Here is a 20,558-nt window from a genome sequence, read left to right as displayed (position 1 = left end):
TGGGCAGGTCGCGGCGGCACGTGCGGCGGGTCCGGTCGCCCCTGGGCGGACGACCGGTCCGGTTCACCCCCGGGGCGCGACCCTCACCTCTCCCGTGCGCCCCGGGGCGTCCTCCTCACAGCGAGGCCACCTGGACGCGGCCCGAGCGGGCCGCCGCCGCGAGGGCCTCGGCGTCGCGTTCGTTCTGGTCGGCGTAGGCCTGCGCGAACCGGATCAGGGCGCGGTCGAAGCGGTCGCCGCCGCCCAGGTAGGCCGCGATGGCGATGGGGTCGCCGGAGCGGGCGTGGGCCCGCGCCAGGCTGGCCCCGCACAGCTGGGCGAAGAGGTTCAGCAGGCCCGGGTCCATCGAGTCCGGCTGGGCGATGCCCTTCCAGTCCCGCAGCTGGCGCACGTAGAAGTCCCGGCCGCGGTGGTCGAGTCCGTTCGCGCGGGTCCAGCCGAGGAAGATGTCGCTGGTCGTCTGGATCAGGCGCTGTCCCGCCACCACCCGCCGGCCCTGGTTGTCGTAGGGCGTGCCGCCGGTGTGCGCGGCCAGCACCGACTCCTGTGCCTCCTTGGCCTGGAGCAGCAGGGGGTCCTCGTCGTCGTTGCCGAGCAGCAGCAGGATCCAGCAGCGTGTGCCGACGCTGCCGACGCCCACCACCTTGCGGGCGATGTCCACCAGCCGGAAGCGGCCGAGCAGGTGCCGGCGCTCGGACGACAGGGTCCGCGCGTACGCCTCCAGCACGGTCCGCAGCTCTTTCTCCTGGGCGTCCTCGGAGGTGTCGGACAGGTCGCGCAGGGGGGTGATCAGCGGGGGGTCGGGCGCGATGCGCCGGCCGGCGGCGGTGACCCGGGTGAGCTTGGCGAAGGCCTGCAGGTCGGTGTGGCTGCGGGCCCGGGACGTCGCCCGGTCGGCGCGCCGCCTGGCCTCCTTGCTCAACGACGAGGCCATCAGCTCGCGCATCCGGTCCGCGTCGTCCTGGGCGTACCAGATGTCCAGCGTGCGCATGCCGGCGAACTCCCGCATCCGCGTCCGGTACGCCCGCACGCACTTCTGTACGGCGCCGTCCTGTTCCGCGGTGGAGAAGCCGTTGTGCCGGCCCGCGATCGCGAAACTCGCCGCGAGCCGTTTCACATCCCATTCGAACGGGCCCGCCAGGGTCTCGTCGAAGTCGTTGATGTCGAAGACCAGATGCCGCTCGGGCGAGGCCAGCAGCCGGAAGTTCAGCAGGTGGGCGTCTCCGCACAGCTGGACCAGCAGCCCGGTGTTGGGGATCTCCCCGAGGTCCATGGCCATGAGGGACGCGGCACCCCGATAGAAGCGGAACGGTGACTCCAGCATGCGGGCGTAGCGGATCGGCACCAGCTCGGGCACCCGGGTGGCGGACTGGGCCTCCAGCACCGCGACCGGGTCCGGACGCTGGTCTCCCGTCTCGAACCAGGCGTGGCAGGACCGTGAGGCACGCTTGCGGGCGTCCCGGCCGTAGGCCGCTCGGCCGGCCGGCGAGGCGGGGGCGTGCGCGTTGATCGGCGTCGTCATGGCTTGCTCTCCGTTTCCCTCCGGGCGGGGTCCTGTTCCTGCGCCCGCTCGCCCTTGCGCCGCAGCCCCGCCTCGACCGCTGCCGCCAGCACCCGTGCGGCGACGCCGAAGAGCACCAGTCCGCCGGCCATCTGCAGCATCGTCACCACGCGTCCGACCTGGGAGCGGGCGGTGATGTCCCCGAACCCGACGGTGGTGAACGTGGTCAGGGTGAAGTACAGGGCGTCGGTCCGGGTCAGCGGTTCGCTGTAGGAGCCGGGCTGGTGCCGCTCCAGCAGGTAGTAGGTGCAGGAGAAGAGGACCAGGAACAGCACCACGGTCGCGGCGAGCGCCTCGACGGCCCTCAATCGCGGGTAGGGCGACCGGACGATGGTCCGCACCTCCCAGGCGAACACCCCCGCCACCGCGAGCAGCCCGCACACGAGCACCGTCGAAGTGAGCGCCGTGCTGTCCTGGTCCAGCGGGAGCAGGTAGTAGGCGGCGAGCAGGGTCGCCGCGATGAGCGCGGGACGGACGAGGGCGACGGTCGCCGCGAGGCGTCCCGCGTGCACCGACGGGTCCGTCCGCGCGGCCGCTTCCCCGTCCGCGGGAGCCCGGGTCCGGTCGGTGACTGGATCACTACTCATGGCGTGGCACGTCGTCCCTCCGCGACCGATGGCGGTGTCCGGCATCCAGCCCACCGCGTCGGGCGGGGCGCGCGGATCACCCACCGGGGGTGACCCGGCGTGCGGGCGCGCACGGAACGCTGGACGGTGTGCGGGCACCGCACACCGTCCCGTCGGCGGTCCGGTGGTGGTTGACCGCGTCACGCGAGGAGGAGCCATGACCGTATCGCGTGGTCCGGCACCCCACACCGGACCCGAACCGCTGACCGACGGGGCGCTGCCCGCCTCGGACGGGGACGCCGCGGTACCGACCGACGCGGCGGGCCCCGCCCGGGGTGATCCCGAACGGCAGCTGGCCGATCTGGGCGGCCGCTGGACCTGGCTGCTGGGTTCGGCGGTGACGACGCTGGTGCCGGGCATCCTGATCCTGGCCTGGCCGGACGAGACACTGCACGTGCTGGCGGTGCTGATCGGGCTGTACCTGGTCGTCACGGGCGCCTTCCGGTTCGTCGCGGCCTTCGCCCGGGAGCACGGCGACCGGGTCGCGGGCGTCCTGATCGCGGTGCTGTACGTCCTGGCCGGGGTGCTGTGCCTGCGCCATCCGCTGCAGACGATCGCCGCGCTGTCGCTGATCACCGGGGCCGTGTGGCTGGTGACCGGCATGCTGACCGGGTGGGCGGCGCTGGCCGCCAAGGGCATGCCGCACCGCGGCTTCGTCGTCGGCGCCGCGGCCCTCGCCGTGGTCGCGGGTGTGGTGGTGCTGGCCCTGCCCTCCGAGTCCGCGGTCGCTCTGACCCGGCTGCTCGGGCTGTGGCTGGTGCTGCTGGGGGTGGCCGAACTGGGGCTCGCGCTGGCGCTGCGGGCCGCCCTGCACAAGGCGCGCTCCGGGCCAGGTCCCGGCCCGTCGCCGGCGTAGGGCCCGACCTCCGAGGAGTCCCCCATGGCCTCGAAGACAACCCCTCCGACCCCGGACCCCGGCCCCCACACCGGCGAGCACGTGGTGCTGAGCGCCGACGAACACGCCGACTACAAGCGGCTGCGCCGGGCCGCCGCCGTACGCCACCGCAAGACGCGGTACGCCGGGGCGTCGCTGCTGCTGATCATCACCCTGCTGCTCGCCCCGCTGGCCGTGGTCGCGGCGTGGGTGGACTCCACGGTGACCGACACCGACCGCTATGTGCAGACCGTCGCGCCGCTGGCGAAGAACCCGGCCGTGCAGAGCGTCGTCACCGACCGTCTGACCACCCGCGTCGTGGACAACGTGGACGTCGACGCGGTGACGGCGTCGCTGAGCAAGGCGCTGGCGAACGCGGGGGCGCCGCCCGCCGTCGTGAGCCAGTCCGCCGCTCTGGCCGCGCCGCTGCGCAGCGCCTTGACGAGCGCCGTGCACGACGTGGTGAACCGGGTGGTCACCAGCGACGTCTTCCAGCAGGCGTGGGTGGGCGCCAACCGGCGCGCCCAGTCGGCCGTCGTGGGCATGCTGACCGGGGACCAGAGCAAGGCCGTGCAGGCGCACGGCGACAAGATCACGCTGGACCTCGGGACCGTCGTCGACCAGGTCAAGCAGCGCCTCGTCGACCGGGGCTTCCAGAAGGCCTCCGCCATCCCGACCCCGGACCGGCAGATCACCCTGTTCGAGACCGCCAAGCTCTCCAAGGCGCAGGACGCGATCCGGCTGCTGGACATCATGGGTGTCTGGCTGCCCGTGATCACCATCGTCCTCGCCGCGCTCACCGTGTGGATCGCTCCCGCGCACCGCATGATGCTGCTGGTCACGGCGTCCGGGGTCGGCGTGATGATGATCGTGCTGCTGGTCGGGCTGGCCGTCGTCCGCCGGGTCTACCTCGACTCGGTGCCCTCCTCGGCGCTGCCACCGGACGCCGCAGCGGCGGTCTACGACACCTTCATCCGCTTCCTGCGCAACAGCACCCGCACCCTGCTGGTGGTCGCCGTGATCACGGCGCTTGCCGCGTTCCTGTACGGCCCGAGCCGGGTGGCCCGGGGGACGCGCTCCCTGGCCGGGCGCGGTACCGGAGCGGCCGGCCATGCGCTGCGGGACGCCGGGATGAACACCGGCGCGACCGGCCGCTGGCTGGCGGGACACCGGGCGTGGACCACGGGTGTCGTCATCGGCGGCGGGGCGCTGGCCCTGATCCTGTGGAACTACCCCACGGTCGGAGCCGTGGTCCTCGTCGTCGGCCTGGTCCTGCTGGTCCTGATCCTCCTCGCCGTGCTGGCCGCGGCGGCGGGGCAGGCCCGGGCGGCGGCCCATCCGGACGGGGCGGGGCCGTGAGCGGCCGGGACTTCACCCGCCCGGGGTGAGGCCCCCCGGGCCCCGGCGTGTGCACGCTGAGAACAACCGGGGACGGCGGCAGGACGCCCGCCCGGAACCGAGAAGAGAGATGAGCACCCCATGGAACTGGCCTACGACTACCCGCTCCTGAGCATGTTCTGGACCATGCTGTGGTTCTTCCTGTGGATCATGTGGTTCATACTGCTCTTCCGGATCATCGGCGACATCATCCGTGACGACGAGCTGAGCGGCTGGGGCAAGACCGGCTGGATGGTCTTCGTCATCCTCCTGCCCTTCCTCGGCGTCTTCGTCTACGTCATCGCCCGCGGCAAGAGCATGGGGCACCGGGAGATCGCCCACGCCCGTGCGCAGCAGGCGGAGCTCGATGCGTACATCAAGAAGACGGCGGGCGAGAGCACCCGTGCGAGCAGCGCCGACGAGCTCGCCAAGCTGTCCGACATGCGCGCTCGCGGCGACATCACCGACGAGGAGTTCCGCCGGGCCAAGGCCGTCGTGCTGAGCGATGCCCACACCCCGGACGGTGCGGGCGCGACCCCCGTCTCCACCCCGCGCTGAGCGCCGGCCACCGAGCGAGGCAGAAACATGACCGCCACCCACGCGCCCCGAGCGCAGCACAGTACGACGACCTACGCATGGGCCGCCGGCCTGATGACCTTCGCCGCCGTCATGCTCGCCCTCGTGGGGATCCTCGACATCTTCCGCGGCATCATGGGGATCGCCGAGGACGACGTGTTCCTCACCACGCGCAACTACGTCTTCCAGTTCGACCTCACCGGCTGGGGCTGGCTCCACCTGGCCCTGGGCGTGGTCGCCGTGATCGTCAGCATCGGGCTGTTCCAGGCGGCGACGTGGGCGAGGGTCGTCGGCGTGGCCATCGCGGGCTTCGTCGTCATCGCCAACTTCCTGTCCCTGCCGTACTACCCGGTGTGGTCGGTGATCATGATCGCGATGTCGGGGTTCGTCATCTGGGCCCTGTGCGTCGCGCGGAAGGAGGACTTCGGCGATCCCTTCGACACCGTGCCGCGCGGCGACAGGTGAGAGCCGCCGTGTGAGGCACGGGGCGCGGGACGCCGGCCCCGGGGCACCGGCGAGACGACGGAGGTCTCGCCGGTGCCCGCTCATGCGCGCTCGGGCGGCACAGCCCCGCGGTCCCCGGGGCCGCCCGGCCGGGCGATCGACAGGGAGCCCGGGGTGGCCGCCGGGGTGTCGGTGCGCCAGCGGCGGGCGTCGGACCCGTCGCGGACCTGGACGACGACGTCGGCACCGGGGTCCGGGGACACCGTGGCCAGGGCCAGGGTCTCGTCCCAGCGCGGCAGCAGCTCGCCGCGCACGGTGAGGTCGTAGCGCACGTCGTCGGCGCGCCCGTCGCCGGGGGCCGCGCAGGCGCCGAGGATGACCACGCCCGCGTCGGCGTGCGAGTCCAGGCACAGCCGCGGCGCGGCCACGCTGCGCAGCAGCCCGTCGTCCTCGTACGACCACTGCTGGGTCCAGGCCGAGGAGCACACCCCGAGCTGGACCTGGGCCCCGGCGACGGCCTGGCCGCGGATGTCGAGGCACAGGTCGGCGGCCACGTTGCGCAGGCGCGTGCGCCGGGGCCCGGTCGGCAACCGGTCCGCGCCGGGCGGGGCGCTGGAGACGGCGGGCGGCAGCGAGGCGCCGGCGGCGGGCGAGCGGGTGGTGGTGGCCGCGGCGGAGGCGGCGGGTCCGGTGCCGTGTCCGTCGTCGGACCACACCCCGGCGGCGAGCAGCGTCGTCAGGACGCCGGCGGAGGCGAGCCCGACGGTGAGCAGGGTGCGCGGGGAGCGGGCGCCGGGCAGCGGGCGGCGCCCGGGACGCCGGCCGCGGTGCCGGGCGGCGGCCCGGGAGCGGCCCGTGCGGCCGGGGCGGGAGTCGAGGTAGCGGCGGGCGCCCCAGCCGAGCACGGCCTCGGCGAGCAGGGTGCCCAACGCGCCGTCGAAGTGGCCCAGTTGGTCGGCGGCCGCGCGGCAGTGCCGGCACTGCGCGAGGTGCCGGCGCACCTCCGGGAGCAGGCCGCCGCCGCGGCGGATGGGGACGTCGAGGAGACGGTTGTGGTGGCGGCACTCCGGGGTCGGGGCGAGTTCGCGATGGGCGCGCACACAGCCCTCGCGGAGTTTTTCCCGGGCGTCCTGGTAAGCGGCCGCCGCGGCTTCCTCGGTCATGCCGAGCAGGGCGGCGGGAACCGTTGCCGGCTCGGCCTCGACGTCGATGTGCCACAGCAGGCACTGGGCCTCGGCGGGAAGGACGTGGAATGCCCGTTCGGCCAGCCGGCGGTTTTCGGGTGTCATGTACTTGGCGACGCGCATTCCGCGGCCGCCCGCGGGTTTGTCCAACTGCGGCAGAACGCCGGTTATTCGCTCGGCCGCCGCCCACTGCCGCACCGTGCCCCGCACGGCCAGCAGCAGTCGCGGGCGCAGCGCGGCGGCCGGCTCGCCCAGCGTGAGCCGGTCGAGCACCTGGTGGAACGCGGCCGCCGTCACCATCGCCGCGACCTGCGCGGACGTGGCCAGGCAGATGACGGCGTAGTCGTGCACCGGCTGCCAGTGCCGCGCCATCAGCAGCGCCGTGGCCTGGGCGACGTCGTCGTCGGGGCCGCCGCGGGCCCGGAGGGCGAGCGCCTCGTCGGATTCGTCCGGGGCATCACCGCCAGGAGGCGGAAAGAGCGGACGAGAGGGGTGGGGGGTGGGCACGGTGAGCGGATTCCTTCCCACGCGCTGGGAGCAACACATCGATCGCCGCGCGCCGCAAAAGAGCGCGCACCTGGCCTGCCCTTTCCGGCGCGCGCGGGAAGCGCTCAGCCTTGCATACCCGACTTGCGGGCAACAAGCCGCGCGGAGTCGGCTCCCCGCCTTTGAAAGAAAGTCAGATCGGGGCGTGTGCCGAAGCGTTTCCGGCAGCAAGCGTTTTCGGCCGCGGACGGGAGCCGCACACGGAATTGCGCCGTTTTCCGGAGAACCGCGCCCCGTGTGAATCCCGCGCACAGTCCCGTACGGCACGCACGCTCCCGCCCCACCACGCGCCGTAGTCCACTGGTCACGGCCCTTCCTCGGAGGCCCCGCGCAGGACGGCGGCTCTCCTGCGCGAGACGGCCGCCGGCCTTGCTCCTCCCGCCCTCGGCCGGCGGCCCGGAGGGTCAGATCTGCCAGGCGCGCAGGCGGTCGGCGGCGCGGTAGACATCGGCCTTGCCGGACATCAGGTCGCGGGCGAGGTCGACCAGCGCGCCGTAGGGCGGATCGATGCCGGCACCGCTGACGAACATGTAGGCGACGGCCGTGGCGCAGGCGAAACGGGCGTTGGCCGAGGGCAGCGGCTTGAGCACGGCGAGGGTGTGCAGCAGGGCGGCCGCCCGCCACGCGGCGTCGGAGTCGACGCCCAGCCGCGGCGGGTCGACCCGGTGCCGGGCGACGGCGGCGACGAGCGCGGAGAAGTCGTTGATGGTGGGCTGCTCGGGGAGGACTTCCTCGTGCCGTTGCAGCAGCCAGGGGACGTCGATGTGGACGACGGATGCCATCGCTCAGGCGACCCGCCCCTCGCCCGCCGGCGGTTCGTCGTCGGGGAAGGCGGTGGCGAACTCCTCGGCATGGGTGGTGAAGAACCTCCGGAAGGCCTCCGCGCCCTCCTTGAGCGCGCGGTGCCGGGCGATGTCGGCGGCGGCCGCCTCCCGCACGAGCGCCTTCATCGACGTACCGCGCTCCTTGGCGATCTGCCGCAGGTCCTCTAGCTCGCGCTCGCTGAACTCCACATTCAGAGCTGGCATGCCCTCACGGTACCGCCCGGGTACTCACGCGTAAATATCCGCAGGTGGGAGGGGAGGCGTGCTGGTACCGGCAGGAGACGCGGCGTGCGCCCGGCCGGGCGCACGCCGCACTCCGGGGCACCGCCCGCCGCCTACACCACCCCCGGCACCGCGAGCCGGCTGATCCGTACCGCTCCGGAGGGCTCCCCAGGGTGGGCGCTGGTCAGCGTCAGCCGGAGGCGGGAGGCGCGGACGGGGTCGAAGGCGACGACGGTCGGGGCGTCGGCGCCGCCGGACCGGTCGACGCGCAGGCCCGTGACGGGCCGCCAGCGCCGCCCGTCGAAGACGTCGGCCGTCACAGCGCCCGGCAGGCTGTGCGTGGCGTCGACGGTGAAGGACACCTCCACGCGGTCGACGGTCCGCGGGCGCCCCCAGTCCACCGACACCCAGTCCTCGGCGCGGGCCCCGCCGAACGCGGGCAGCAGGGCGGTGGCGGCCTTGCTGAAGCCGTTGGACCAGCCGGTCGCCGGGTCGCCGTCGAGCATCGCGGCGGGCAGCGTGTCGGGGCGCCCGGAGTAGCTCGCGTCCGCGGACGGGTAGGCGGGCGGCGCCGGGAAGTCCGGTGCGAAGGCGGCGGGCGGGGTGGTGGCCGCCGAGCGGGCCGGCGTGGCGCGCACGGTGGCGGTACCGGTGCGCAGTCCGTCCACGCGGGCGGTGACCTTCAGGGCGCCGGGCTCGGTGCCCGCGCGGACGATGGCGAGTGCCTTGCCGTGGAAGGCGGTGCGGGTGCTTGCCTGGTAGCGCTCGGCGCTCTCCTGACGGCCGTTGTCCAGGCCGGCCAGGGAGCCCCCGGCGACCTCGAAGGAGATCAGGTGCCCGGCGTCGGGCACGACCACCCCGCGGGCGTCGACGATCTCGGCGGTGACGAACACCAGGGACCGGCCGTCTGCGGCCAGGGACGTGCGGTCGGCGGTCAGCCGCACCGCGTGCGGCTCCCCCGCGGTGCGCAGCACGTCCGTGGCGACGACGCGGCCGTCCCGGCGGGCGACCGCCTTCAGCTCACCCGGCCTGAAGGGCACCTTCCAGGTGAGGTGGAGCTTGCCCGCGCTGCCGTTGGGGCTGGTGTAACTGCCCGGGAAGGGGCCGCCGGTGACGGTCTTGTCGTCGCCGGTGGGCTCGGTCGTCTCCAGGTACTCCCGGCCGTCGACGGTCTTCTTCCGGTCGAACTTCCGCACGCCCAGGGACTCGCCGTTCAGGAACAGCTCGACGGTGTCGACATTGGCGTAGGCCCACACCTCGACCGTCTCCCCCGCCCGGTGGTTCCAGCTCATCGGGAGCAGATGGACCATCGGCTCGCTCGTCCACTGGCTGCGGAAGAGGTGGTACATGTCCTTCGGGAAGCCGGCCGTGTCGACCGCGCCGAAGAAGGACGCCTTGACCGGGAAGACGTCGTACGGCGTCGGCTCGCCGATGTAGTCGATGCCGGACCACAGGAACTGCCCCGCGAACCACTTGCGGTCGCGGTCCTTCTTGTGGCCGTACTCGCCGCTCATCGTCCAGGAGGCGAGGTTGTTGTCGTAGGAGGAGGTCGCCCGCTTCCCCGGCGTGTGGTTCTCGCCGGTGTTGAGGTGCTCCGGCTCCTGGTACGCGCCGCGGGTGGAGGTCTCCGACGACGATTCGGACTCGAAGAGGAACAGGTGCGGGTAGGCGGCGTGCAGGGCGTCCACCGACTGGGCCGTGTTGTAGTTCAGGCCGAGCCCGTCGAGCTTGGCCAGCATCAGGTCGGCGGCGGAGCCCTTGGCGGGCAGCCGGCGGTACTTGTCGGAGCCGATGACCAGCGGGCGCGTGGCGTCGGCGGCGCGGATCGCGGCGATGATCCGGTCGGCCATCGCGAGGCCGGCGGTGGAGGTGGAGTCGGGGATCTCGTTGCCGATGGACCACAGCACCACGGCGGGCGAGTTGCGCGCCGCGCGGACCATCTCGGCGGCGTCCCTCTCGCACCACTCGTCGAAGAACCGGCCGTAGTCGTAGCGGTTCTTGCCGGTGCGCCAGCAGTCGAACGCCTCCACCATCATCACGATGCCCAGTTCCTCGCAGACCCGGATCACCTCGGGCGCGGGCGGGTTGTGCGAGGTGCGCAGGGCGTTGACGCCCATCGACTTCATGATCGTCAGCTGCCGGCGGATCGCGTCGATGTGCACGGCAGCGCCGAGCGCGCCGAGGTCGTGGTGGAGGTCGACGCCCTTGATCTTGGTGTGGACGCCGTTGAGGTGGAAGCCCTCGTCCGGGTCGAAGCGGAACGTGCGGATGCCGAAGGGGGTGCGGCAGATGTCCGTCGTACGGCCCGCGACCCGCAGCTCGGTGTGCAGGGCGTAGCGGTGCCCGGGGGTGGCGAAGTCCCACAACAGCGGTGCGGGGACGGTCAGTTCATGCGTCTCGGTGTGTTCTGCCGTCACGTGGGCGGTGGACGCCGTACGGGCGACGGTGCGGCCGTGCGGGTCGGTGATGCGGGAGACCACCTCGACCTCGGCGGGGGCGCCGGAGGCGTTCACCACGTCCGTGGCCACCCGCACCAGGGCGTGCCCGGCGGTGACCTCCGGGGTGGTGACGTACGTGCCCCAGCGGGCGACGTGCACCGGCTCGGTGACGACCAGGCGGGCCTCGCGGTAGACGCCGCTGCCGGAGTACCAGCGACTGCTGGGCAACTGGTTGCGCACCTCGACGGCGAGGACGTTCGGCGTCCGGCCGTCGGTGTGCACCAGGTCGGTGAGGTCGCACGCGAAACCCGTGTAGCCGTAGGGGTGGCAGCCCACCTCGGTGCCGTTGCAGTACACGCGGGAGTCCATGTAGACGCCGTCGAACTCGACCGCGATCCTGCGGCCCGCATATGCCGCGGGCAGGGTGAAGGGCAGGCGGTACCAGCCGAGTCCGCCGGGCAGGAAGCCGGTGCCGCTGGTGGTGCCGTGTTCGGTGGTGGGCGTCTGCTCGATGCTCCAGTCGTGCGGTACGGCCACCCGGCGCCACCCCGAGTCGTCGTATCCGGGGTCGGCCGCGGCGGCGTAGGCGCCGGTCGGGTCGGTGAGGCCGCCCGGGTTCACCAGCGCGAAGCGCCAGCCGTCCCTCAGCGGGACGATGGCCCGGCCGGCCGCGTCCGGGGCCGCCGCCAGGGCCGGTGCCGGGCCCGCGCCCAGCAGCGCCCCGGTCGCGGGCACGCCCGCGGAGGCGATCAGGACCGATCTCCGAGTGACCGACACGACGGCTCCTCCCTCATAGTGCCCCACGAGTACACACAACTACGCGGGATCGAACAGATTCTGACGGCGCGCCACAGGCGGGCGTCAAGAGTTCGGCAACCGCTTTCCATTCCGGACGTCCCACCGTCCGATCTCGGCCGGATTCGCCCTTGCCCTCGGCCCGCCGGCGACAGAAAGCGCCGGGGGTTCCCGACCACCGGAAGCGGGGACGCACTACTCTGGAACCGAGTGACACACCGTTCACTGTGAGTGTGCGCAATGGAGTGGCGAGGATGAGCCCGGACTACCCGTTCGACGATGCCGCGACGGCCCGGGCCGTCATCGCCGACGACGGCACGCTGACCGGGTGGAACGCCGGTGCGGCCCGGCTGCTGGGCTGGCCCGCCGGGGACGTCGTGGGCCGGCCCGCGGCCAGGCTGCTGGCGGACGCGGCGGGCGTCTCCCTGCCCGCGGAGGGTTCCCGTCGGCACGGGACGGTCACTTTGCGCCACCGCGACGGCCGTACGGTCGAGGTGTGGGTGCTGGCCCACCACCAGCAGCCCCGGGAGGACGCGCCCGGCCACTGGCTGGTGGTAGCTCCGCTGGACGCCGCCGGGCCCCGCTCCCCCGGCGATCCGCTGGACTCGGCGGCGCTCGTGCAGTCCCCGTGCGCGCTCGCGCTGTTCGACGAGCGGCTGCTGCTGCACCGGATGAACGACGCCATGGCCGAGCTGGTCGGGCTGCCCGAGGAGCGGGTGCGCGGCCTCAGACTCGCCGAGCTCGGCGGCACCCCGCCGACCGAGGAGCTGGAACGCCAGCTCGTGGAGGTGCTCACCACCGGCCGCCCGCGTGACGTCCAGACCCGGCTGCGCCTGCGCGGGACGGGCCGCCCCCGCGCCTGGCTCGCCCGGATGGCCCCGGTCACCGACGCCGAGGACCGGGTGCGCGGGGTGTGCGTGACCGCCCACGACTTCTCCGACCAGTACCAGGCCCGCGAGCGGCTGCAACTGGTCAACGAGGCCAGCGTGCGCATCGGCACCACCCTCGACGTCTCCCGCACGGCGCAGGAACTGGCGGCCGTGTGCGTGCCCGTGCTCGCCGACTTCGTCAGCGTCGACCTGCTCGACCCGGACCAGTACGGCGGGGAGGCCCCGGCCCGGCTGACCCCGCCGGTCGTGCTGCGCCGCGCCGCGCACCACTCGGTGAACCCCGGCACCCCCGGCGCGGTGACCATGGCCGGTGCCACGGAGGAGTACCCGGCGCCCTCGCCGCAGGCCGCGGCGCTGCTCGCGGGCCAGGCCATCGTCGTCTCGGCGCCCTCCGGCGACCTGGAGCGGTGGCTGTCCTGGGACGAACGCCGCCACCGCGCCTTCCACGAGTACGGCGTGCACTCCACGATGGCCGTGCCGCTGCAGGCCCGCGGCTCCACCCTCGGGGTCGCCGTCTTCCACCGCTTCCGTCACCCGGACCCCTTCAGCGCGGACGACGCGCTGCTCGCGGAGGAGATCACCGCCCGCGCCGCCGTCTGCATCGACAACGCCCGCCGCTACTCCCGCGAACGCGAGACCGCCCTCGCCCTGCAGCGCAGCCTGCTGCCGCGCTCCCTGCCGCGCAGCGCCGCCGTGACCGCGGCCTCCCGCTATCTGCCGGCGGCCCGCTCCGGCGTGGGCGGCGACTGGTTCGACGTGATCCCGCTGTCCGGGCTGCGGGTCGCCCTGGTCGTCGGGGACGTCGTCGGGCACGGGGTGCAGGCCTCCGCGACCATGGGGCGGCTGCGCACCGCCGTGCGCACGCTCGCCGACATCGACCTGCCGCCGGACGAACTGCTCACCCACCTCGACGACCTCGTGCTGCGGCTGTCGGAGGAGGCGGGCGGCGAGGGCAGCCCCGGCGAGGTCGGCGCGACCTGCCTGTACGCCGTGTACGACCCAGTCTCACGGCGCTGCACCCTGGCCCGCGCCGGGCATCCGCCGCCCGTGCTGATCCCGCCGGGCGGCCCCGCGCGGCGGGTGCACCTGCCCTCCGGTCCCCCGCTGGGCGTGGGCGGGCTGCCGTTCGAGTGCACGGAGCTGGACCTCGTGGAAGGCAGCGTGCTGGCGTTCTACACGGACGGGCTGATCGAGTCGCGGGAGCGGGACGCCGACGCCGGGCACCGGCTGCTGTGCGACGCGCTGGAGGCCGAGGCGGCCTCCCTCGACCAGGCCTGCGACCACGTGCTGCACTCGCTGCTGCCGCCGGGCGGGGCCGCCGACGACGTGGCGCTGCTGCTGGCGCGCACCCAGGGACTGCCGGCGTCCCAGGTGGCCACCTGGGACATCCCCGCCGACCCGTCGCTGGTCGCCCCGATCCGCAAGCAGGTCGTCGACCAGCTGGCGGCCTGGTCGATGAGCGACACGACCTTCACCGCCGAACTGGTGGTCAGCGAGCTGGTCACCAACGCCATCCGGTACGGCGCCCCGCCCATCCGGCTGCGGCTGATCCACGACGACACCACCTTGATCTGCGAGGTGTCCGACACCAACCACAGCGCACCGCACCTGCGCCGGGCGAAGACCTGGGACGAGGGCGGGCGCGGGCTGCTGCTGGTCGCCCAGCTCACCCAGCGCTGGGGCAGTCGGCACACCGCCGAAGGCAAGACGATCTGGGCGGAGTTGGCGCTGCTGGAGGCGGGACCGACCGAGTGAAGCCGCGCGGGCCCCGCATCGCGGCCGCGCGGCCCGGGCAGACGTCCGGCATGGCCTCGTACACGCGTTGTCCCGTTCTGCTCCTGAGCGCGCTCGCCGCGGCCGGCGCGCTGACCGCCTGCGGCGGCGGTGACGGCGGCACGGTCGCGACCACCGCGTCCCCGCCGCCGACGGCGTCAGCCGCTCCGACCGCCGGCACCACCGCGACGACCGGACCGGGGGCCGCGGACCCGGGCGGACCGACGGGTCCGGGAGCGACGGCGTCCGGCGGGGCGACCCGCGCGGGCTCCGCCGCGCCCAGGGAGCCGGGCGGCACGTCCGCGCGGCCCGCGGCCTCCTCCCGCTGCCACACCGCCGACCTGCGGGCCTCCGTCGGCCGGGAGAACCCGGGAGCCGGGCAGGAGAACTTCCCCGTCGTCCTGACCAACGTCTCCTCGCACACCTGCACGGTGTACGGCTTCCCGGGCGCCGCGTTCGTCGACGCCTCCGGCAAGCAGCTCGGCCCGGACCCGCGGCGCGCCGACGGCACCACCCCGGCGCGGGTCACCCTGGCCCCGGGCCGCAGCGCCTGGGCGGGGCTGAGCTTCTCCAACCCCGAGGTCAGCGAGGCCCGTACGGCGACCCCGGCCGCCCTGCTGGTCACCCCGCCGGACGAGCGGCAGCCGCTGCGTGTGGCGTGGCAGGGCGGCGAGGTACCGGTCGGCGGCAACGCCTCCACGGTGTCCCTCACGGCCCTCGCCCCGGGCACCGGCGCGTAGCGGACGCCGCGTCCGGCGGGTCGGCGTCCGGGGTTCAGTGACCGGCGGGTCAGTGACCGGCGACCGGGTGCGGCTGGTACGGCGCCTGGAGTTCCTCGATCTCCTTGTCCGTCAGCCGCAGTTCGACGGCGGCCACCGCGTCGTCGAGGTGCTGCGGCTTGGACGCGCCGATGATCGGCGCGGTCACCGTGTCCTGGTGGAGCAGCCAGGCGAGGGCCACTTGGGCGCGCGGCACGCCCCGCTCCCCGGCGATACGGGTGACGGCCTCGACGACGGCACGGTCGCCCTCCTGGTAGAGGGTGCTGCCGAAGTTGTCGGTGGTGCTGCGGCCGGTGACCGTCCCCCAGTCACGGGTGAGCCGGCCGCGGGCCAGCGGGCTCCACGGCAGCACGCCCACGCCCTGGTCGGCGCAGAGCGGCAGCATCTCGCGCTCCTCCTCGCGGTAGAGGAGGTTGTAGTGGTTCTGCATCGACACGAACCTGGTCCAGCCGTGCCGTTCGGCCGTGTACTGGGCCTTGGAGAACTGCCAGGCGTACATCGAACTCGCCCCGATGTAGCGCGCCTTGCCCGCCTTGACGACGTCGTGCAGCGCCTCCATCGTCTCCTCGATCGGCGTGTGCGGGTCCCAGCGGTGGATCTGGTACAGGTCGACGTAGTCGGTGCCGAGACGGCTGAGGCTGTGGTCGATCTCGGTCATGATCGCCTTGCGGGAGAGCCCGCCGCCGTTCGGGCCGGGGCGCATCCGGCCGTGCACCTTGGTGGCGAGGACGATCTCGTCGCGGCGGGCGAAGTCCTTCAGCGCCCGGCCGACGATCTCCTCGCTGGTGCCGTCGGAGTAGACGTTCGCGGTGTCGAAGAAGGTGATCCCGGCGTCCAGGGCCTGACGGATCAGCGGCCGGGAGGCCTCCTCGTCCAGGGTCCATTCGTGCGTGCCCCGGTCGGGCACGCCGTAGGTCATGCAGCCCAGGCAGATCCGGGAGACGTCCAGACCTGTGGAACCGAGCTTCACGTACTGCATCGTTGCTGCTCCTGCCTTGGTCGGCGGCTGACGGCCCGAGCCTAGGCGTTCGTGCGCACTCGAAGATCGGTTCGTCCGGGTGGCGAACACGGGGCGGCCGGCCCGCTCCCGGCGAAGAGGGGGGTCAGCGCAGCGGGAAGCCGGCGCCCCGCTCGCCGTGCGGGCGGGGGCCGTGGATGCGCCGCTCGTGCTCCTCGATCGGCACGTCGTTGATGCTCGCCTCGCGCCGGGTCATCAGGCCGTGCTCGTCGAACTCCCACAGCTCGTTGCCGTAGGAGCGCCACCACTGGCCGCCGGCGTCGTGGCACTCGTACTGGAAGCGGACGGCGATGCGGTTGCCGTCGAAGGCCCACAGGTCCTTGCGCAGGGCGTAGTCCCGTTCGCGCTGCCACTTGGCGGTGAGGAACGCGACGATCTCCTCCCGGCCGGTGAGGAAGGTGTCGCGGTTGCGCCAGACGGAGTCCTCGGAGTAGGCGAGGGCGACCTTGTGCGGGTCCCGGGTGTTCCAGGCGTCCTCGGCGGCCTGCACCTTCCGGGCGGCGCTCTCGCGGGTGAAGGGCGGCAGGGGCGGGCGCTCGGCCATGGTCTCTCCTCGGCGGGACGACACCGGAGAACGGGCGTTCTCCATCTGGTCGGCTAACCTAGAGAACGATCGTTCTCAGGTCAACGTCCGTGGTGGTGCGGCCCTTTGCCGTGTCGTGCCGTCCGCCGCCACGGCGTTCGACGCCTTGTCGTCCCAAGGAGGGGGGCCGGTGCCCGTGGACAGCGAGAGTGCCCGCGCGCGGGTCCTGGACGCCGCGGAGGAGCTGTTCTACCGGCGGGGTGTGCGGGCCGTCGGCATGGACGACGTCCGCGGCGACTCCGGGGTGTCGCTCAAGCGGCTCTACCAGCTCTTCCCGGCCAAGGAGCGGCTGGTGGAGGCGTATCTGGAGCGGCGCGACGCGCGCTGGCGCGGCCGGCTCGCCGCGTACGTGGCACGGCACGAGGACCCGCGGGAGCGGATCCTGGCCGTCTTCGACTGGCTGCGCGGCTGGTTCGCCGAGGAGGGCTTCCGCGGCTGCGCCTGGATCAACGCCCACGGCGAGCTGGGGGCCACCTCGGAGGCGGTGGCGGAGCAGGTGCGGGCGCACCAGCAGGCGTTCCGGGCGTATCTCGGGGAGCTGGTGGCCGCGGCGGGGCTGGCACCGGCGCTGACCGGGCAGCTGTTCCTGCTCGCCGAGGGCGCGATGGTGACGGCGGGTGTCACCGGCTCCGCCGAGCCTGCCGACGAGGCCCGCGAGGCGGCGCGCACGCTCGTCGGGGCGCGGTGAGGCCGCACGAGCGCTCGGGCTCCGCCGCCCTCGGGCGAGGGAGGCCGGGCGGCGGTGGTCTTCGCCGCCCGGCCGGGTGCGTCAGGACGCCGGCAGGCGGACCTTGATCGCGTTCACGGGGCAGGCGCGGGCCGCCTCGCGGGCCATCGGGTCGGAGGTGGCCGTCTCGTGGCCGGGCAGCAGGGTGCTGAAGCCGTCGTCGTCCTGGGTGAAGACGCGGGGGGCGGCGAGGGCGCACTGGCCGGCGCCGATGCAGACGTCCTTGTCGATGTCGATGTGCATGCGCATGGTGCGTCAGCCTCTTACCAGGTCACGGGGAGTTCCAGCATCCCCTGGATGGTGTCGCCGGGCTTGAAGGGGATCTCCTCGGCCGGGACCGCGAGGCGCAGTCCGGGCAGCCGTTCGAAGAGGGTGCGCAGGGCGATCTCCAGCTCGGCGCGGGCCAGGTTCTGCCCCAGGCATTGGTGGATGCCGAAGCCGAAGGCCACGTGGTGGCGGGCCGAGCGGCCGAAGTCCAGGCGGTCGGGGTCGGCGTAGACCGTCTCGTCGCGGTTGATGACGGACGTCGCGAACAGCACGCCCTCGCCCGCCCGGATCGTCGTCCCGGCCACCTCGATGTCCTCGGTGGCCAGCCGCACCAGGCCGTCGGCGATGGACAGCATGCGCAGCAGTTCCTCGACCACGGTGGGCAGCAGCCCGGGGTCGGCGCGCAGCTCGGCCAGCCGGTCGGGGTGGCGCAGCAGGGTGAACGTGCCCAGGGAGATCATGTTGGCGGTCGTCTCGTGCCCCGCGACGAGCAGGATGATCGCCAGTGAGACCAGCTCCGCGCGGTCCACCTCGCCGGTGCGCAGCCGCTGGTGGACCAGTTCGTCGAGGACGCCGTCGCCGGGCCGTTCCTCCTTGGCCTTGCGGTCGATCAGGTCGCCGAGGTACTCCTCCAGCCGGTCGCGGGCCTGGAGCACGTCCTCGACGCCCGGCCCGCGCAGCAGCCGCCGCGACTGCTCCTCGAAGAACTCGTGGTCGGCGTAGGGCACGCCGAGCAGCGCGCAGATGACCATCGACGGCACGGGCAGCGCGAAGGCGCTCACCAGCTCGGCGGGCGGGCCCTGCGCGATCATGGCGTCCAGCAGGCCGTCCACGACGCGCTGGATGTCGGGCCGTAACTCGTTGGCCCGTTTGAGGGTGAAGCGGGGCACCAGCATCCGGCGCTGGACGTGGTGCTCGGGGTCGTCCACGCCCAGCAGCGCGGCCCTGCGGTGCCGGCCGGCCGCGAAGCGGGGCGACGGCGTCGGGAAGCCGGGGCGGGTGCGGTCGGTGGACAGCCGCGGGTCGGCGAGGAGCTCGCGGGCGACGGCGTGACCGGTGACCAGCCACGCGGTCCGGCCGTCGTGGAGGGTGACCCGGGCCAGGGGCCGGGTGGCGCGCAGCGGTGCGTAGGCGGTGGGCGGGTGGTAGGGGCAGGTGCGGTCCTGGGGGAAGGCCACGGGTTCCGGCCGTTGCGTCACGTCCGTCATGGAAGACCTCGCAGACGAAGGGTGCTCCGTTCCGATCTTCATTAGATGCCTCGGGCACCTATGCGGCGACGCGAAGTTCGGCCACATCGCCGCAGGGGACGATCTGGCCGGAACCCTTCGCTCCGGCGCCCTCGGGCGAACCACCGTCCCGGCGTTTCGGCCCCGGCTTTCCCCCGGATGGTGCAATCGGTGCGCAGGGTGGAAAGGAACCACGCGGCACCGGTGTTGCACCGGGCACGAGCACGCCGTACGACGCGACGAAGGGACCGAGTCCATGCCACTGGACGGCGAGTACGAACCCAGTCCGACGCAGTGGGTGCGCGAGCAGGTCGAGCTCTACGAGAGCTCCGGCGGGACGAAGGGGACGACGCTGCGCGACACCGGCCTGCCGGTGGTCCTCCTCACCAGCCGGGGCGCGAAGAGCGGCAAGCTCCGCAAGACCCCGCTGATGCGCGTGGAGCACGAGGGACGCTACGCGCTCGTCGCCTCCCAGGGCGGCGCCCCGAAGCACCCCGTCTGGTACCACAACCTCAAGGCCGACCCGCACGTCGAGCTGCGCGACGGCCCGGACGTGTGGGACATGACGGCACGTGAGGTCACCGGCGAGGAGAAGGCCGAGTGGTGGCGGCGGGCCGTCGCCGCCTATCCCCCGTACGCCGACTACCAGGAGCGCACGGACCGCGAGATCCCCGTGTTCGTGCTGGAGCCGGCCGGGTGACGCCTGCCGCCGGTCCCCGCGCGCCGCGTTCCCGCGTGGTCGGCACACCCCGCACTCCGCGTGGTCCGCGAAGTCCGCGGAAAAATCCCCGCGCGGCGCGCATGGACCGGCGCCGGCCGGGCACCTGACTGTCAGGCCCCGCCGCGCTCCCCCGTCGCGGCGGGGCTTTCGTACGACTCGCGGGCGGCCCGGTCGGTGACGTCGAGGAAGATCTGCGTCGCCTCGGGCACCGCGTCGGCGATGGACCGCTTGATGCGGACCGCGACCTCCTCCACCCGCTCGCTGTCCAGCCCCGGCACCAGGTCGATCCGCGCGGCCACCAGCGCCGTGTCCAGCCCCGTCTTCATGCTGAACAGGGCTTCCACGCTGTCGATCTCCGGCTGCCCGGCGAGCAGCCGCCGGATCCGCTCGCTCGCCGCCGGGTCCGCGGCCTCCCCGATCAGCTGGTCGCGTGCCTCGCGGCCCAGGCGGTAGGCGACCCAGACGAGCAGCGCGCCGATGGCGAGGGAGGCGGCGGCCTCGTAGACGACCTGCCCGGTGACCATGTGCAGCGCCATCCCGACGAGGGCCAGCGTCACGCCGAGCACCGCCGTGCCGTCCTCGGCGACCACCGTGCGCAGCGCCGGGTCGCGCATGCCCGCGCCGAGGCCGCCCTGCCGGCGCACCTGGTGCAGGGCCCGCAGCAGCGAGACGCCCTCGGCGACGAGGGCCACGCCCAGCACGATCATTCCGGCGACATAGCCGCCGAACGTCTCCTCCGCGCCGTTGCGCAGCGCCTCGACGCCCTGGAAGAAGGAGAAGCAGCCGCCCATCACGAAGATCCCGACAGCCGCCAGCAGCGACCAGAAGAAGCGTTCCTTGCCGTAGCCGAAAGGGTGGCGCCGGTCGGCGGGGCGGCGGCTGCGGCGCAGGGCGGCCAGCAGGAAGACCTCGTTCAGGCTGTCGGCGACGGAGTGCGCCGCCTCCGACAGCAGGGCCGGCGAGCCCGCCAGCAGACCGCCGACGGCCTTGGCGACCGCGATGACGAGGTTGGCGGCGAGCGCCACGAGGACGGTGACCCGCGTCCTGCGGTCCGCCGTGGGCTCCGTGTCACGTTGCGTGGGTGTACCGCTCACAGTGGGCCGACTG

Annotated in this window: 19 protein-coding genes; 8 read left to right on the top strand and 11 right to left on the bottom strand. The window is 73.6% G+C overall.

The annotated features are described in order from the left end of the window. Positions 1-115: 115 nt before the first annotated feature. Together ACF1AL_RS21045 and ACF1AL_RS21040 are read right to left on the bottom strand one after the other, a co-directional pair. Positions 116-1,522 (bottom strand): DUF2252 domain-containing protein, encoded by a 1,407-nt coding sequence (locus tag ACF1AL_RS21045; protein WP_391818210.1) that lies wholly within the window; start codon positions 1,520-1,522, stop codon positions 116-118. Beyond that, positions 1,519-2,148, bottom strand: a complete 630-nt coding sequence (locus ACF1AL_RS21040; RefSeq protein ID WP_391818212.1) for an ion channel — start codon at positions 2,146-2,148, stop codon at positions 1,519-1,521. Before ACF1AL_RS21040 ends, ACF1AL_RS21045 begins: the two co-directional genes overlap by 4 nt. A gap of 196 nt (positions 2,149-2,344) precedes the next feature. Here ACF1AL_RS21040 and ACF1AL_RS21035 point away from each other — a divergent pair, with 196 nt between their 5' ends. The 4 genes from ACF1AL_RS21035 (at position 2,345) to ACF1AL_RS21020 (ending at position 5,479) form a co-directional block, all read left to right on the top strand. Further along, positions 2,345-3,043 carry an HdeD family acid-resistance protein gene (locus ACF1AL_RS21035; protein WP_391818214.1) on the top strand — a complete coding sequence of 233 codons (699 nt, stop codon included), beginning with the start codon at positions 2,345-2,347 and terminating at the stop codon, positions 3,041-3,043. Positions 3,044-3,067: 24 nt separating this feature from the next. Beyond that, positions 3,068-4,420: a hypothetical protein gene (locus ACF1AL_RS21030; protein WP_391700210.1), complete on the top strand. Its 1,353-nt coding sequence runs from the start codon at positions 3,068-3,070 to the stop codon at positions 4,418-4,420. A 120-nt stretch (positions 4,421-4,540) separates the two neighbouring features. Continuing rightward, entirely contained in the window at positions 4,541-4,996 is a 456-nt protein-coding gene (locus ACF1AL_RS21025; protein ID WP_391700207.1) for an SHOCT domain-containing protein, read from the top strand. Between the two features lie 27 nt (positions 4,997-5,023). Next, the gene (locus ACF1AL_RS21020) at positions 5,024-5,479 is read left to right on the top strand and encodes a hypothetical protein (protein WP_391658601.1); all 456 of its coding nucleotides are present in this window, start codon (positions 5,024-5,026) and stop codon (positions 5,477-5,479) included. Positions 5,480-5,559: 80 nt separating this feature from the next. Here the strand turns inward: ACF1AL_RS21020 and ACF1AL_RS21015 are convergent, their stop codons facing one another. The 4 genes from ACF1AL_RS21015 to ACF1AL_RS21000 all read right to left on the bottom strand — a co-directional run bounded on the left by ACF1AL_RS21015 (position 5,560) and on the right by ACF1AL_RS21000 (position 11,449). Next, positions 5,560-7,149, bottom strand: coding sequence for an RICIN domain-containing protein (locus tag ACF1AL_RS21015; RefSeq protein ID WP_391818216.1), 1,590 nt, complete (start codon positions 7,147-7,149; stop codon positions 5,560-5,562). A 443-nt stretch (positions 7,150-7,592) separates the two neighbouring features. Continuing rightward, positions 7,593-7,970 (bottom strand): toxin Doc, encoded by a 378-nt coding sequence (locus ACF1AL_RS21010; protein WP_366838550.1) that lies wholly within the window; start codon positions 7,968-7,970, stop codon positions 7,593-7,595. A 3-nt stretch (positions 7,971-7,973) separates the two neighbouring features. Next, positions 7,974-8,216: a hypothetical protein gene (locus ACF1AL_RS21005; protein ID WP_366838549.1), complete on the bottom strand. Its 243-nt coding sequence runs from the start codon at positions 8,214-8,216 to the stop codon at positions 7,974-7,976. 131 nt (positions 8,217-8,347) lie between these two features. Continuing rightward, the gene (locus ACF1AL_RS21000) at positions 8,348-11,449 is read right to left on the bottom strand and encodes a glycoside hydrolase family 2 TIM barrel-domain containing protein (protein ID WP_391826865.1); all 3,102 of its coding nucleotides are present in this window, start codon (positions 11,447-11,449) and stop codon (positions 8,348-8,350) included. Positions 11,450-11,721: 272 nt separating this feature from the next. Between ACF1AL_RS21000 and ACF1AL_RS20995 the strand changes: the two genes are divergently transcribed. Next, positions 11,722-14,112, top strand: coding sequence for a SpoIIE family protein phosphatase (locus ACF1AL_RS20995; RefSeq protein ID WP_391826863.1), 2,391 nt, complete (start codon positions 11,722-11,724; stop codon positions 14,110-14,112). 50 nt (positions 14,113-14,162) lie between these two features. Continuing rightward, positions 14,163-14,870, top strand: coding sequence for a DUF4232 domain-containing protein (locus ACF1AL_RS20990; protein ID WP_391826861.1), 708 nt, complete (start codon positions 14,163-14,165; stop codon positions 14,868-14,870). Positions 14,871-14,919: 49 nt separating this feature from the next. Here the strand turns inward: ACF1AL_RS20990 and ACF1AL_RS20985 are convergent, their stop codons facing one another. Together ACF1AL_RS20985 and ACF1AL_RS20980 are read right to left on the bottom strand one after the other, a co-directional pair. Next, a complete protein-coding gene (locus ACF1AL_RS20985; RefSeq protein WP_391700191.1) occupies positions 14,920-15,888 on the bottom strand; it encodes an aldo/keto reductase in 969 nt (322 codons plus the stop codon). A gap of 124 nt (positions 15,889-16,012) precedes the next feature. Next, positions 16,013-16,471, bottom strand: coding sequence for a nuclear transport factor 2 family protein (locus tag ACF1AL_RS20980; RefSeq protein WP_366838544.1), 459 nt, complete (start codon positions 16,469-16,471; stop codon positions 16,013-16,015). A gap of 175 nt (positions 16,472-16,646) precedes the next feature. On the opposite strand from ACF1AL_RS20980, the gene ACF1AL_RS20975 reads away from it, so the two are divergent. Beyond that, a complete protein-coding gene (locus ACF1AL_RS20975; protein ID WP_391826859.1) occupies positions 16,647-17,198 on the top strand; it encodes a TetR/AcrR family transcriptional regulator in 552 nt (183 codons plus the stop codon). Between the two features lie 81 nt (positions 17,199-17,279). On the opposite strand, the gene ACF1AL_RS20970 is transcribed toward ACF1AL_RS20975, so the two are convergent. Beyond that, complete coding sequence (locus ACF1AL_RS20970) at positions 17,280-17,480, bottom strand: ferredoxin (RefSeq protein ID WP_366838653.1); 201 nt, start codon at positions 17,478-17,480, stop codon at positions 17,280-17,282. A gap of 20 nt (positions 17,481-17,500) precedes the next feature. Beyond that, entirely contained in the window at positions 17,501-18,712 is a 1,212-nt protein-coding gene (locus ACF1AL_RS20965; protein ID WP_386419229.1) for a cytochrome P450, read from the bottom strand. A 274-nt stretch (positions 18,713-18,986) separates the two neighbouring features. Between ACF1AL_RS20965 and ACF1AL_RS20960 the strand changes: the two genes are divergently transcribed. Next, entirely contained in the window at positions 18,987-19,430 is a 444-nt protein-coding gene (locus ACF1AL_RS20960; protein WP_366838542.1) for a nitroreductase family deazaflavin-dependent oxidoreductase, read from the top strand. A gap of 131 nt (positions 19,431-19,561) precedes the next feature. On the opposite strand, the gene ACF1AL_RS20955 is transcribed toward ACF1AL_RS20960, so the two are convergent. Then, the gene (locus ACF1AL_RS20955; RefSeq protein WP_366838541.1) at positions 19,562-20,545 is read right to left on the bottom strand and encodes a cation diffusion facilitator family transporter; all 984 of its coding nucleotides are present in this window, start codon (positions 20,543-20,545) and stop codon (positions 19,562-19,564) included. Between the last annotated feature and the right edge of the window lie 13 nt (positions 20,546-20,558).

The organism is Streptomyces sp. NPDC014801 (genome assembly GCF_043082085.1).
GTDB lineage: Bacteria > Actinomycetota > Actinomycetes > Streptomycetales > Streptomycetaceae > Streptomyces.
This window is presented reverse-complemented; position numbering and strand designations above follow the sequence as displayed.

What these genes read in the sequence shown, in the direction of transcription:
- ACF1AL_RS21045 (WP_391818210.1), bottom strand. Translation starts at nt 1,522, where the DNA reads ATGACGACGCCGATCAACGCGCACGCCCCCGCCTCGCCGGCCGGCCGA.
- ACF1AL_RS21040 (WP_391818212.1), bottom strand. Translation starts at nt 2,148, where the DNA reads ATGAGTAGTGATCCAGTCACCGACCGGACCCGGGCTCCCGCGGACGGG.
- ACF1AL_RS21035 (WP_391818214.1), top strand. Translation starts at nt 2,345, where the DNA reads ATGACCGTATCGCGTGGTCCGGCACCCCACACCGGACCCGAACCGCTG.
- ACF1AL_RS21030 (WP_391700210.1), top strand. Translation starts at nt 3,068, where the DNA reads ATGGCCTCGAAGACAACCCCTCCGACCCCGGACCCCGGCCCCCACACC.
- ACF1AL_RS21025 (WP_391700207.1), top strand. Translation starts at nt 4,541, where the DNA reads ATGGAACTGGCCTACGACTACCCGCTCCTGAGCATGTTCTGGACCATG.
- ACF1AL_RS21020 (WP_391658601.1), top strand. Translation starts at nt 5,024, where the DNA reads ATGACCGCCACCCACGCGCCCCGAGCGCAGCACAGTACGACGACCTAC.
- ACF1AL_RS21010 (WP_366838550.1), bottom strand. Translation starts at nt 7,970, where the DNA reads ATGGCATCCGTCGTCCACATCGACGTCCCCTGGCTGCTGCAACGGCAC.
- ACF1AL_RS21005 (WP_366838549.1), bottom strand. Translation starts at nt 8,216, where the DNA reads ATGCCAGCTCTGAATGTGGAGTTCAGCGAGCGCGAGCTAGAGGACCTG.
- ACF1AL_RS20995 (WP_391826863.1), top strand. Translation starts at nt 11,722, where the DNA reads ATGAGCCCGGACTACCCGTTCGACGATGCCGCGACGGCCCGGGCCGTC.
- ACF1AL_RS20990 (WP_391826861.1), top strand. Translation starts at nt 14,163, where the DNA reads ATGGCCTCGTACACGCGTTGTCCCGTTCTGCTCCTGAGCGCGCTCGCC.
- ACF1AL_RS20985 (WP_391700191.1), bottom strand. Translation starts at nt 15,888, where the DNA reads ATGCAGTACGTGAAGCTCGGTTCCACAGGTCTGGACGTCTCCCGGATC.
- ACF1AL_RS20980 (WP_366838544.1), bottom strand. Translation starts at nt 16,471, where the DNA reads ATGGCCGAGCGCCCGCCCCTGCCGCCCTTCACCCGCGAGAGCGCCGCC.
- ACF1AL_RS20970 (WP_366838653.1), bottom strand. Translation starts at nt 17,480, where the DNA reads ATGCACATCGACATCGACAAGGACGTCTGCATCGGCGCCGGCCAGTGC.
- ACF1AL_RS20965 (WP_386419229.1), bottom strand. Translation starts at nt 18,712, where the DNA reads ATGACGGACGTGACGCAACGGCCGGAACCCGTGGCCTTCCCCCAGGAC.
- ACF1AL_RS20960 (WP_366838542.1), top strand. Translation starts at nt 18,987, where the DNA reads ATGCCACTGGACGGCGAGTACGAACCCAGTCCGACGCAGTGGGTGCGC.